The sequence below is a fragment of the Enterococcus sp. LJL90 genome (assembly GCF_056924355.1).
Genome location: NZ_JBXPBQ010000001.1, coordinates 632,523 through 646,293 on the forward strand (window position 1 = coordinate 632,523; position 13,771 = coordinate 646,293).

Consider the following 13,771-nt stretch of genomic DNA (forward strand, 5'->3'; position numbering starts at 1 on the left):
TTTACAGGCTGTTTAAATTTTATTCAGCAGGGGGAGTTGGTTCTTCAAGTTGGCTCGTTGAAGTTTCCATTTCTTCAAGCTGTGAAGGGGTGTTTAGTATTTGCTGCTGGCGACGTCTTCTTAACCAAAATAGGTAAACAGCGAATAAGAGAATACAAACGACAAAGGAAATAGCACCTAAACTAAAGCCTTGTGGCAGATATTTAAAGACAATTTCGTGACTGCCGGCTGGAAGATTAATAGCAACTAGTGCATCTTCATAGGCGGTAATTTCAACTTCCTCGCCGTCGACATAAGCTTTCCAACCTTCATCAAAGGGGATGGTCGTCATTAAAACTTGGTCGCTATCAACGGTAACATTTCCGCTGGCGGTCCGGCCATCAGTGGTTAATTCAACTCCGTTAGCTTGAATGGCGTTCATCGCTGTCGTGTAAGCAGTCGTATCCATACCTAAAACCTGTGGATTAAGTAAACTAATCGCATCAGTTCCGTAAAAGCTAACCGAAAAATTAACAGTTGTCTGCTCCGCATAATAACCTAAATCATAATACTGTCCGGTAATATTAATCTGGGACTTGCGACTTTCACCATTAACAAAAACTTCGGCGGTGGAGCTACCGATCTGGTTAAAGTCAGTTGGAAACAAACTGATATAGGCTTGAGTGTTGGCAGGGACGGTCACTTGATAATTAATGACCTTCGCGACATTATTAGTCTGTTCACTATAGGTCACAGTGTTGCCATTTTCAGTCACGTCCGTATTTTCCGTAGAGGTGACAATTGGATTGTAAAAGGTAAAATAATTTAAATTTTGCCCGGATAAAGCATTGACCAAATTTGTCTGGGTTCCCAAATTGTCAGAAACCAAACTCTCCACGTTGTAAATACTTTCATCCGTTGTGAAGGCTAACGGCAGAGCATTCTGATTTTCATATAAGGTATAATCTCCCGCTGACTCGATAGCAGAAAAGCCGAATTTATTGAGGGTGGTTTTGCTGAGATTATATTTTATCCCAAAAAGGCTATCCATCAAGAGGGTATTATTATTGTAACGAATATTTAAATTAGTCCCCCGGGAACGAAAACCGAGTTCATCCAAAAAGCTGGATGAATTCCGATTGCGGATAGAAGAAAACATGCTGATGCCGCTGTACCCATAATTCAGACTGTCGTTGGAGGAGACAGCGTCCAAATTTTCCAGCCGATAAAAATTGTCATTCAAGTCCTCTGATTCAGAGACGAGGGACTTGATTGCTGGATAAGGACTGGTGTACAAACTTCTGGAAGCGTAATTCCAATCATCTAAAATTCCGTGAATCATGCCGTTAGTATTCAGTAGAGCCTCGCCGCTCATCAAGATTAAAAAGATAATACTGAGGCGTTTTAGGTTGAGTTTATCTGACTGAAATAGCGCAATGCCTAACGTATAAAAAAGTAAAAAGGCCACGCTGATAATCAGTGAAAATAAGCTGACGTAAGGGTAGTTATTGGTTTCCAGACCGAAGCCGATACAAAAGAGGGCGGCAATCAACAGGCTGAGACCCATAACAAGGTAGCTATCTTTTTTTGTAAACTGCTCCCAGCCGTAGCCGGCAAGTAGCACGACTAAAAAAGAAAATAAATAGGCGTAGCGGAATAAAAACATGTTCGGCGCGTGCATCCCGTGCCAGAAAAGGTTTAACGGCACAAGGTAAAAGCTTGCGATTAAAATCGCCAATAAACTGCCGAAAGCCACTTTATTTTTCCAAGAAATTTTACGGGTCACAAAATAGAAGACACAGAAAACTAATGGTACTAAGCCGACATAAATGAATGGAATCGAACCATAACGGGTGGTATCGTAAACGCCAATCATATTTTTCATCAAGATGTCCCACCAGCCGGTTGCCTCCGTTTTCAACTGATTAATTGTGGAGAGGGATTCGCCATTGGTCCGCAAATCCAAGACAGCCGGTAAAATCATAATCAGTGAAGCACCGGTGGCTAAAGCCGCGGTCAGACCATAGGGAACAATCGTTTTGAGATAAGTCTTGGGTTTGGTCAAAAGTCGGGCGATAAAATACAGCCCAGAAAAAATGGCAATCATAAAGCCCATGTAAAATCCGGATAAAAAGAGCAACAAATAGCTGACAAATAAAAGCAGCGGTTTTTTCTCATCCATCACTTTATGGATGCCTAAGATGACCAGCGGTAGATAGACAAAAGCATCGGACCACATGATTAATTCCGAATGAGCCGTGGCAAAAGACATTAAGGCATAGGCAACAGCCAAAGAGACCTTGTTCCATTTTGGCAATTTAAAACTGTGATTTGCCAAAAACCAAAAGCTTAAGCCGGCTGCACCGATTTTTATGAGGGTAATCAGATAGAGGGCATCAGGCACTAATTGATTTGGGAAGAAATAAACCAAAAAGGTGAAAATCCCGCCTAAATAATAGGAAACAAGGGAAAGATAGTTCAATCCTAATGAGGTATTCCAAGTGTAGAAAAAGCTCTGCTCGCCGTGTAGAAAATTATTAAAGCTGGCATAGAAATTGGAAGATTGCGAAAAAGCATCACTTGCCAGAATGCTGCGGGAGCTGCCGGGATAAATGCCGATACTGAGATAGACCCCTGCTAAAATTAAAAAAGGCAGTAAAAAACTGGCTAACATAAACCAGCGATTTTCCTTAAAGTAAGGGGTAGTAAAAGGATTTTTTATTTTAAAAGAAGATTTTTTATGAGCTGTCTGTCGTTTCAAAAAAGGTTCACCAAATTTCTATAAAGTCATTAAGGATAGTGTACCATAGGAAGAAAGTCGAGGCAGAATTTTTCACCTCGAAAATTAAAATGTCTGGGGAAAAATGCTTTGAGGAGGGCGAAGAAATTTTCCAGAGGTGAAAACTATTGGTTGCAGCTATTTTAGACAAGCTTAACTTCTTAGCTGAGACACAAAAAAACCGTCTCCTTTTTAAAGGAGACGGTTGGGAATACTAGTTGTTGTGATTAAACACGTTCAACTTTTCCAGATTTCAACGCGCGAGTTGAAACCCATACTTTTTTAGGTTTGCCGTCGATTAGCACACGAACTTTTTGCAAGTTAGGTTTGACAGTCCGTTTAGTAGCATTTAATGCGTGAGAACGGTTGTTGCCGCTGCTAGTTTTACGACCGGTAAAATAACAAACTTTAGCCATGATATTTCCTCCTTCATCTTATGATGCAATTCAATCTGCATGCATTCTTCTGCCTGAGCTCCTAGAAACTTCTATTACTATAGAAGAAAATACAAGCTCCTGAGTCAAGAAGAACTTGCTGTCGATTGCAAAATCTTGAAGCGAATTCTTCAGCTCATACCGTAATAATTTATCATAGGTTGCTCCATTTAGCAAGCTGATTTTTTGAAGAGAATTGACAAGTCCTGTGAAAACGTGTAAATTATACAGAGTTATGGTGGGCTTGTTATGACAAAAGCCCGTTTTTGTCGTCAGATTATTAGCTGGCTTTCTTTTATTTACTAGGGGGCTATGATAAAATACAGAGTGAATTTGACAAAAAATTTGTAGGGAGGCATACAAATGGCTGTAAAAATTAAAACGGCTGCCGGTACGATTGAAATCTCCAATGAAGTGATTGCAACAGTCGTCGGCGGAGCAGCAACCGACGTGTTTGGCATCGTTGGCATGGCCAGCAAAAGCCAGATTAAAGATAATATTAACGAAATTTTAAGAAAAGAAAATTATTCCCGCGGTGTGGTAGTTCGGCAAGAAGAAAATGGTGTGGCGGTGGATGTGTATACCATCATCAGTTATGGCACCAAAATTTCTGAAGTATCCCGCAATGTTCAAGAAAGTGTCAAATACAATTTGGAAACTTTACTGGGCGTGAGCGCAAATTCAGTGAATGTCTTTGTGCAGGGTGTGCGGGTATTGCCTGACTAGGCACAGGTGCTTAGCATCAATAAGGAGGATATTTTAGTGAGTGTAACAGAAATCAGCGCCAGCCAGTTTCAAGAAATGGTTCAGGCGGGGGCAAAGCGCTTAAATGTAAATGCGGAATTTGTCAATTCTTTAAATGTATTTCCCGTGCCAGATGGTGATACGGGTACCAATATGAATTTGTCGATGACCAGCGGAGCGAAAGCCGTTGTTGATTCACCATCACAAAAAGTCGGTGAATTGGCAAATATTTTATCAAAAGGTCTTTTAATGGGGGCGCGGGGCAATTCCGGCGTTATTTTGTCTCAGTTGTTCCGAGGCTTTTCCAAACATATTCCCGATGTCGTGAACTTAAATGCTAAAGATTTAGCAGCAGCTTTTACCCATGGAGTTGAAACAGCTTATAAAGCCGTGATGAAACCTGTGGAGGGCACGATTTTAACCGTTGCCCGGGAAGCAGCTAAAGCCGGCGAACGCAAGGCTCAAAAAACAGACGATGTGATTGAAGTGATGGAGGCTGTTTTAAGCGGTGGTAAACGGGCGTTGGCGAAAACACCTGATTTATTACCAGTCTTAAAAGAAGTCGGCGTTGTCGATAGCGGCGGCCAAGGCTTAGTCTTTATTTATGAAGGCTTTTTAAATGCCTTAACCGGCAAGTTCGAAGCGGATATCGCTTATGAACCATCACCAGCAGCGATGGATGAAATGGTCAATGCAGAACATCACCGTAGTGTCCAAGGACAATTGGCCACAGCCGATATTAAATTCGGCTACTGTACAGAAATCATGGTCAACATCGGCGAAGGCCCAACGGTTGATAGCAAGTTTGATTATGAAACCTTCCGTAATTATTTAGACGGACTAGGGGATTCATTATTAGTAGTCAATGACGATGAAATTATCAAAGTTCACGTCCACACGGAACATCCCGGCGAAGTCATGAATTACGGGCAAAAATTTGGTTCGTTAGTGAAAGTCAAAGTCGACAATATGCGGATGCAACATGAAACGATTTTAGAGCATGATGAACATATCCACGAAGACTTAGATATCACTCAAGCCCACAAACCTTATGGCGTAATTGCGATTGCTGCCGGTGAAGGCGTGCAGGAATTATTTAAGAGCTTAGGCGTTAACTTTGTGATTAGCGGCGGCCAAACGATGAATCCTAGCACAGAGGATATTTTAAAAGCTGTGGAGGAGGTCAATGCCGACCAAGTAATTATCCTGCCGAATAATAAAAATATCTTTATGGCAGCTGACCAAGCGGCTGAAGTGGCAGAAGTGCCAGTGGCTGTGGTGCCGACTAAAACCATTTCCCAAGGGATGACGGCGATGTTGGCCTTTAACGACCAAGCTGATTTAGATGAAAATAAAACTTCGATGACAGAGTTAAGCGAAAGTGTGGTCAGCGGACAAATCACCAATGCGATTCGCGACACAGCGATTGATGGTGTCACTATCACAGAAGGCGATTATCTCGGAATGGTTGACGGTAAGATTGTCGTATCTGAAAAGGATATTAAAGATGTTGCCTTGACGACTCTGGAGAAGATGATTGCAGCCGATACGGAAATTGTCACGATTATCGTCGGTGAAGGCGGCAGCCAAAAAGCCGCAGAAGACCTTGTTAAAACTCTTTCAGAAAAATATCCTGATTTAGAGTTGGAGATTCATCAAGGGGATCAACCGGTTTACCCTTACTTGTTCTCTGCTGAATAAAAAATTAAACACTTGTAAGCCTGAAGCACTAATCTTAGATTGGTTTTTCAGGCTTCTTTCTTGAAGGGAGGTCGACAGATGACAGCATTGACAGATAGTGTCGCCGTTTTAGCCGGCGTGGGTCCTAAGCGTCAAGAAAATTTAGCCAGCCTCGGCATAGTGACGATTGAGGATTTGATTACTTATTTTCCATTTCGCTATGAGGATATTCAAGAAAAAAATCTCAACGAAATCGGCGATCAAGAAAAAGTCACGCTGAAGGGGACTGTCGTTTCTGAAGCGGTCTTAGCCCGTTATGGCTATAAAAAAAATCGCCTGCAATTTCGCATGATGCAAGACCATGATGTTTTCAGCGTCTCTTTTTTTAATCAACCTTATCTAAAGGATAAAGTGATTTTAGGAGAAGAAATCGCCGTTTATGGCAAATGGGATGCTAAGCGCAAAGCTTTAAACGGCATGAAAATTTTAGGCAGCAAATCACCAGAAGATTTTGCCCCGATTTACCATGTCTCAAAAGCGGTCCGCCAGAGCACCCTGATTGAATTAATCAAGCTAGCATTGGAACTCTATCAAGAGCAGATTTTTGAAAATCTGCCGGCCTCTCTGATTGAAAAATATCGCTTAATGGATCGCAAGTCAGCGATTATTGCCATGCACTTTCCTAAAAATCATCAGGAAAGTCAGCAGGCCAAACGGCGAGTCGTCTTTGAAGAATTTTTCCTCTTTCAAATGCGGATGCAGGGCTTAAAAGCGCGGGACAAAGCCGAAGTCAACGGAATTTCGATTTTATACGATGTGCCCCGTTTGAAAAAATTTGTCGAGACGCTGCCCTTTGAGCTGACGAATGCTCAAAAGCGGGTCACTAATGAAATCTGTCGAGATTTGCGCAGTCCGCAACATATGCAGCGGCTTTTGCAAGGGGATGTCGGCAGCGGGAAAACGGTGGTGGCGGCAATTGTTTTATATGCCGCCATGACAGCCGGTTTTCAAGGAGCCTTGATGGTGCCAACGGAAATTTTGGCCCAGCAGCATTTGGAAAGCTTGAGCCAGCTCTTTGATCCTTTGGAAGTGCGGGTGGCAGTTTTAACTGGTTCGACTAAAACAAAAGAACGGCGGGAAATTCTCACCCAATTAGCCAACGGCGAATTGGATATTCTTGTCGGCACCCACGCTTTGATTCAAAAAGATGTTTTCTTCGCCAATCTCGGTCTCGTGATTACCGATGAACAGCATCGCTTTGGCGTGAACCAGCGGAAAATTTTGCGGGAGAAGGGCTTGCGACCGGATGTCTTATTTATGACGGCGACGCCGATTCCTCGAACTTTAGCGATTACTGCTTATGGGGAAATGGATGTTTCCGTGATTGATGAATTACCGGCCGGCCGAATTCCTGTGGAAACTCGCTGGATTCGTCATCCACAATTGGATAGCGTCTTGGAGTGGAGCTTAAAAGAACTTTCAAAGGGACATCAGATGTACGTTATCTGTCCGCTGATTGAAGAATCAGAGGCTTTGGATGTCAAAAATGCCACTGAGATTTATGAACGCCTGCAAACTTATTATGGCGACACCTATCAAGTAGCTTTGCTCCACGGCAAAATGAAAAACCAAGAAAAAGATCAAATCATGGAAAATTTTAAAGATCAAAAAAGTCAGATTTTAGTTTCCACCACCGTGATTGAAGTCGGGGTCAATGTTCCCAATGCCACAGTGATGTTGATTATGGATGCCGACCGTTTTGGTTTGGCCCAGCTCCATCAACTGCGGGGCCGGGTTGGCCGGGGCGGCGATGCCTCCTATTGTATTTTAGTGGCGGACCCGAAAAATGAAATGGGTGTGGAGCGCATGAAAATCATGACAGAAACCACTAACGGCTTTGTCGTCAGCGAAAAAGATTTGGAGCTGCGGGGGCCGGGCGAAGTCTTTGGCTTTCGGCAATCAGGAATTCCGCAATTTATTGTGGGGGATATCGTCAATGATTTTAATATTCTGGAAGTGGCCCGCAGTGAAGCCAAAAAGATTTGGCGGGATTCCGACTGGCAACATCAAGCAGAATATAGTAGTCTAGTGGAGACTTTAAAAATAGCTGATGAAGAACAATTTTTTGATTAAAGCGCAAGTTGCTTGAACTAAACTGGAGGAAAATAAAAAAATGAAAATTGCAGTAGATGCGATGGGCGGCGACAACGCCCCTCAAGCCATTGTCGAAGGAATTATGCTAGCTAAAGCGGAATACCCTGAGATGGAGTTTCTTTTATTTGGAAAAGAAACGGAAATTAAAAAGTACGTAACCGATGAAAAAAATGTAGAGATCATCCACACCGATGAAAAAATTATGAGTGATGATGAACCCGTTAAAGCGATTCGTCGTAAAAAAACAGCGTCAATGGTGCTGGCGGCCCAAGCGGTCAAAGAAGGTCGCGCCGATGCGATTTTTTCTGCCGGTAATACCGGAGCTTTATTAGCAGCTGGCTTATTTATCGTCGGGCGCATTAAACAAGTGGAACGGCCAGGTTTGATGACCACTTTGCCAGTGGTTGGGCAATCGGATAAAGGCTTTGATATGCTGGACTTAGGGGCGAATGCCGATAACCGGCCAGAACATTTATTGCAATTTGGTGTCTTAGGAGCCTTTTATGCTAAAAATGTTCGGGGAATTGAAAATCCCCGTGTTGGACTTTTAAACAATGGTACGGAAGCTAGCAAAGGTAGTGAGCTGACGAAAAAAGCATATGAGTTGCTAAGTGAAGCACCTGATTTGAATTTTATCGGCAACGTTGAAGCCCGTGATTTATTGAGCGGTGTCGCTGATGTAGTTGTCACCGACGGCTTTACTGGAAATGCCGTCTTAAAGACAATTGAAGGGACTGCCATCAGCATTATGTCGCTATTGAAAAATTCGATTTCAGAAGCAGGCATCACAGGCAAGCTGGGGGCATTATTATTAAAAGACAGCTTGCGGGGTTTGAAAAATGAAATGGATTATTCTAAACATGGTGGAGCAGTCTTGTTTGGCTTAAAGGCACCCGTGATTAAAACCCACGGAGCAACTGGACCAGAGGCTGTAAAGTATACCATTCGCCAGATTCACCGGATGTTAGAAACTCAGGTCGTCACTCAATTGGTGGACCATTTTGCCCAAGAGGAAGCAGCAGAGTCTGAAGCAACGACACCAGCGGAATAGAAATTCGCTGAAAAAGGTAGACAAACAATTTTTTTATCAGTAAAATGAAGCTTGCAGACTGAGGGCAAGGAAAACGGGGGTGAAGCGAATTGACGCGGGAAGAAGTATTTAGCAAAGTAGCGAATATTATCGCCAAACATTTTGAAGTTGAGCCGGATAAAATTACCGATCAAATCAGTATTAAAGATGATTTGAATGCTGATTCAATTTCAGTGATGGAATTTGTCTTGGAATTAGAAGACGAATTTGGGACTGAGATTTCTGATGAAGAAGCAGAAAAAATTGAAACAGTTGGCGGCGCAGTTGACTATATTATGAACAATCAATAATCATTGATTTTCTCGAGGTTGTGACATAAGCTCAAAACAGATTTAAAATAGCTAAACCATCGTCAGTAACAGCTGACAGTGGGGGTAAATTTGCCAGTCGGACCATTTGGCTCCTGACACAACAATTCACCCTTTAGTTTAGAAATTTTGTCTGTGAAAGAACTTATGTGATAACCTCTTTTTTTATCTCCTTAAAGTTTCAAAAGAAGAGAAAAACCAGTATAATAGAACAGTATCTGCAACCAAGTTGGAAAGGAATGGGAACATGAATCACCAGTTGACCAAATTGCTACAGGAGAACTATCAAATTGTTTTTCATCATGTCGATTTACTCGAACAGGCCTTCACCCATTCATCCTATGTGAATGAGCATCGCAACTTGCATTTATCTGACAATGAACGCTTAGAATTTTTAGGGGACGCTGTTTTGGAATTATTAGTTTCCCGATTTTTATATGACACCTTCACGGATTTACCTGAAGGTCGTTTAACGAAGCTGCGTTCAGCAATTGTCAGAGAGGACAGTCTTTCAAAATTTGCGAAGGAATGTCAATTTGACCAGTATGTGTTACTAGGAAAAGGCGAAGAAAACTCCGGCGGCCGGATGCGCCCCGCCTTATTGTGTGATTTATTTGAAGCCTTTTTAGGGGCTTTGTATTTAGATCAAGGATTAGACGCTGTTTTGGCGTTTATTAGCAAAGTTATCTTTCCCCAAGTAACCAATGGTGCTTTTTCACATGAGATGGATTTTAAGACCCGTTTACAAGAAGTTTTACAAAAAAATGGCGATGTTAAAATCGACTATCAATTAATTAAAGAAGAAGGTCCTGCCCATGAACGGGAATTTTGGACCAAAGTTTTATTGGATGGTCGCGAAATCGGCGATGGCCACGGGAAATCCAAAAAGCTTTCAGAACAAGCTGCAGCGGAAAATGCCCTGAAGCAATTAGCTGAATCCGAAACAAATTAGGAGCGATTTTGTGTATTTAAAGAAAGTAGAAATAGCCGGCTTCAAGTCCTTTGCTGATCGCACGGTGATTGATTTTGAAAATAAATTAACCGCCGTCGTGGGTCCAAACGGCAGCGGCAAAAGTAATATCACCGAAGCGATTCGTTGGGTTTTAGGGGAGCAGTCCGCTAAAAGTTTGCGGGGTGGCAAGATGCCGGACATTATTTTTGCCGGCTCTGAATCCCGCAAACCTTTGAACATTGCCGAAGTGACGATTGTCTTAGATAACAGCGACAACTATCTGCCGCTGGATTTTAGTGAAATCAGCGTGACCCGTCGTTTACGTCGGACTGGTGAAAGTGACTTTTTCATTAATAAACAAGCCTGCCGTCTAAAAGACATTCAAGATTTATTTATGGATTCTGGTTTAGGCAAGGAATCTTTTTCGATTATTTCTCAAGGGAAGGTCGAAGCGATTTTCTCCAGTAAGCCTGAGGACCGTCGCGGAATTTTTGAAGAGGCAGCCGGTGTTTTAAAATATAAGCAGCGGAAGAAAAAAGCTGAGCAGAAATTATTTGAGACAGAAGACAATTTAAGCCGGGTTCAAGATATTATTTATGAGCTGGAAGACCAGCTGGAACCTTTAAAGGCCCAGAGTGCAGCTGCTAAAGAATTTTTGACTTTAAAAGAAAAATTAACGGCAATCGATATCAGTGCTGTCATTACTGAAGTTAGCAGCACCAAAGCCGATTGGGAAACTAAAAAAACAGAACTGGCTGTCTTAGCGGAGCAATTGACAGAGGTCAGCGAAGCGATTCAATACGCTGAAAGTAAATTGTTTGATTTGCGGCAAACCCGCAGCCAAACCGACCAGCAAATTGACCAATTCAATCAACAGCAACTGCAATTGACTGAAGCCTTGAAACAAGCTGAAGGGCAAAAGGATGTTTTAAAGGAACGCTCGCAAAACACCTTGAAAAATGCCCAAGAATATCAAGCCTCTGTGGAAGAAGCCGAAGCGAAATTAGCCGAGTTTAGTCAACAACTAACTGATTTGCGACGCAATTTATTAACAAAAGAAGAAGAGATGACTCTTTTAAGCAATGAAATTGCCGCCACTGAAAGTGAATTAATCAAATATCAAAAATCCTCTAAGGAAATTATTGAAGATTTGCGCAGCCAATATGTTGAGCTGATGCAAGAGCAAGCCAGCACCAACAATGAATTAAAACATTTGGAGCGGACTTATCAGCAGGAGATGGCCAAAAATCAGCAGGCGCTGACTAAAAATCAGCAGTTGGAAACGCAACAGGCGACCTTGGTTGAGCAAGTGGCTGATTTAACTGAGAAAAAAGCGACTGTCCAAGGCCAAATTGCTAGACAATTAAAGGATTATCAAAAGACCCAACAGGAATTACAGCAGGGGAGCGCTCGTTTTAAAGAGGCGCAGCAGGAAATGTATCAGCTGATGAATCGGCTGCAACAGGTTAAAGCTCGCCATAAAAGCCTGCAGGATATTCAAGATAATTACACTGGGTTTTATCATGGTGTCCGTTTGATTTTGCAAAACCAAGAGCAGCTTGGCGGTATCGTCGGCGCCGTGGCGGAATTATTAACAGTGCCAGAAGATTACACCCTCGCAATTGAAACGGCTTTAGGGGGCGCAGCGCAAAATATTGTTGTGGAAACAGAAAAAGATGCCCGCAATGGGATTACTTTTTTGAAGGAACGCAAAGGCGGCCGTGGAACGTTTCTACCGCTGACAACGATTAAGCCTCGTTCCTTAAACAGTTCTCAAGTAAAAAAAGCCCAAGATGTGTTAGGCTTTTTAGGAATTGCTAGCCAATTAATCAGCTATGATGACAAAATTGCTAATATTGCTGAGAATTTATTAGGGCATATTGTGATTGCCAAAGACTTGACCAGTGCTAACCAACTGGCGAAGGCGCTGAATTACCAGGTGCGGATTGTTTCCCTCGAAGGAGACGTGATGAATGCCGGCGGTTCGATGACCGGTGGTGCCAGTAAAAAAGGCAATCAAGGCAGTCTCTTTAGTCAAGGCCAAGAATTGCAGCACCTCAGTCAAGAATTGGAACGAATTGAAGCTCAGCAATTTGCTAAGGAACAACAGGTTCAACAGTTGGAAGCTGTTGTGAAAAAACAAGAGGTCGACTTAGAGGCCCTTCGCAGTCACGGGGAAGCGACTCGTTTAGAAGAACAAGAAATTTTAAATCAGCTTGCTAATAAAGAAAATGAATTAGAGCGAGCTCAAAAAGAATTACAAATTTTCCAAATGGAGTCCACAGAGCTGCAGCGTTTCATCGGCGAATATCAGCAGGAAAAAGCCGAGCTAACGGATAGACAAACCACCCTAGCGACACAATTGACCGACATTGATCAAGAAATTAAATCCATCAGTCAAGAAAGCGAATTGGTGGAGGAAACCCGCCAACGTTTGCAGGAGGAAAAAAACCAGCAAACGGCCAAGTTGGCGATTGCCAAGGAGCAGAAAACTCATCTGGAAAGCCAGCTCCAAAATCTGGTGGAACAAGAGCGGGACACTGCTAATCGACGGGATAACTTAGTCAGCCAAATTGCCGCTTTAAGCAATGCTTCTTCTGATTTTGAAATGACGGAAGAAAGTTTAGTGGCCCAAGGGGAAGAATTGGGCCGGGCCCTCGCGGAAATCAAAGAGAAATTATCTGCCGCAAAAGAACAGCGGCAGGCTTTACAGGAACAAGTCGACCAATTGGACAGCCAATTGACGGAAGCCAATCAGCAACAAAAAAATCTGATGGCGACCCAAACCAATTTAGAGGTTCAAAAAAATCGGCGGGAGCTACAATTGGATAATTTCTTGGCATACTTGCAGGAAGAATACAGCATGACCTATGAAGCGGCTGTCTGGCAGTATCAAGAAACGGCTGACTTAGCGGCCGCTAAAAAAGAAGTGCGCCAATTAAAAGCCGACATCGAGCGACTCGGTCCTGTCAATTTAAACGCCATCGAGCAGTTTGAACAAGTGGATGAGCGTCATCAATTCTTAGTTAGCCAACGGGATGATTTATTATCCGCCAAAGAACAATTATTTACCACGATGGCGGAAATGGACGAAGAGGTCAAACTGCGTTTCAGTGAAACCTTTGATGCCATCCGCAATAAATTTAAAGCCGTCTTTCCAAAAATGTTTGGCGGCGGTCGGGCGGAATTATTCTTGACTAACCCGACAGATTTATTAAATACCGGAATCGAAATTGAGGCTCAGCCGCCGGGTAAACGGCTGCAAAGTTTGAGTCTATTATCAGGAGGCGAGCGGGCTTTAACAGCTATCGCTCTGCTGTTTTCGATTATCCAAGTGCGGACAGTCCCGTTTTGTATTTTAGACGAGGTGGAGGCTGCCTTAGATGAGGCCAATGTTTCACGCTTTGGCCATTACCTCAGCCAATTCCAAAGTGATACGCAATTTATTGTTGTGACTCACAGAAAAGGTACGATGGAAGCCGCCAATGTTTTATATGGTGTCACTATGCAGGAATCCGGCGTGTCTAAAATTGTTTCGGTACGTCTTGAGGATGTCACTGAAGGTGGCAGGATTTCGGCGGAGGCGCAGTAAGGAAAATTCTGTCTTTATAATGATTAAGTTGAAATAAATAGGGGCCTAAGCTAGTATCG

General features: G+C 42.8%; 9 protein-coding genes. 7 read left to right on the forward strand and 2 right to left on the reverse strand.

Translation table 11 applies throughout. The features are described 5' to 3' along the window. Positions 1-19: 19 nt before the first annotated feature. Entirely contained in the window at positions 20-2,653 is a 2,634-nt protein-coding gene (locus tag AC1Z3S_RS02835) for a YfhO family protein (protein WP_461739418.1), read from the reverse strand. Positions 2,654-2,985: 332 nt separating this feature from the next. After that, positions 2,986-3,174 carry a 50S ribosomal protein L28 gene (gene rpmB / locus AC1Z3S_RS02840; protein WP_071861708.1) on the reverse strand — a complete coding sequence of 63 codons (189 nt, stop codon included), beginning with the start codon at positions 3,172-3,174 and terminating at the stop codon, positions 2,986-2,988. Between the two features lie 381 nt (positions 3,175-3,555). Here rpmB and AC1Z3S_RS02845 point away from each other — a divergent pair, with 381 nt between their 5' ends. The 7 genes from AC1Z3S_RS02845 (at position 3,556) to smc (ending at position 13,712) form a co-directional block, all read left to right on the forward strand. After that, complete coding sequence (locus AC1Z3S_RS02845) at positions 3,556-3,918, forward strand: Asp23/Gls24 family envelope stress response protein (RefSeq protein ID WP_265456180.1); 363 nt, start codon at positions 3,556-3,558, stop codon at positions 3,916-3,918. Between the two features lie 36 nt (positions 3,919-3,954). Next, a complete protein-coding gene (locus AC1Z3S_RS02850; RefSeq protein WP_461739092.1) occupies positions 3,955-5,637 on the forward strand; it encodes a DAK2 domain-containing protein in 1,683 nt (560 codons plus the stop codon). Positions 5,638-5,715: 78 nt separating this feature from the next. Next, positions 5,716-7,749: an ATP-dependent DNA helicase RecG gene (gene recG, locus AC1Z3S_RS02855; RefSeq protein ID WP_461739093.1), complete on the forward strand. Its 2,034-nt coding sequence runs from the start codon at positions 5,716-5,718 to the stop codon at positions 7,747-7,749. Between the two features lie 40 nt (positions 7,750-7,789). Next, positions 7,790-8,821 carry a phosphate acyltransferase PlsX gene (gene plsX, locus AC1Z3S_RS02860; protein WP_461739094.1) on the forward strand — a complete coding sequence of 344 codons (1,032 nt, stop codon included), beginning with the start codon at positions 7,790-7,792 and terminating at the stop codon, positions 8,819-8,821. An 89-nt stretch (positions 8,822-8,910) separates the two neighbouring features. After that, positions 8,911-9,150: an acyl carrier protein gene (gene acpP / locus AC1Z3S_RS02865; RefSeq protein ID WP_265456172.1), complete on the forward strand. Its 240-nt coding sequence runs from the start codon at positions 8,911-8,913 to the stop codon at positions 9,148-9,150. A gap of 265 nt (positions 9,151-9,415) precedes the next feature. Then, positions 9,416-10,120 (forward strand): ribonuclease III, encoded by a 705-nt coding sequence (gene rnc, locus AC1Z3S_RS02870; RefSeq protein WP_265456170.1) that lies wholly within the window; start codon positions 9,416-9,418, stop codon positions 10,118-10,120. Between the two features lie 10 nt (positions 10,121-10,130). After that, the gene (gene smc, locus AC1Z3S_RS02875; RefSeq protein ID WP_461739095.1) at positions 10,131-13,712 is read left to right on the forward strand and encodes a chromosome segregation protein SMC; all 3,582 of its coding nucleotides are present in this window, start codon (positions 10,131-10,133) and stop codon (positions 13,710-13,712) included. The last annotated feature ends 59 nt before the right edge of the window (positions 13,713-13,771 follow it).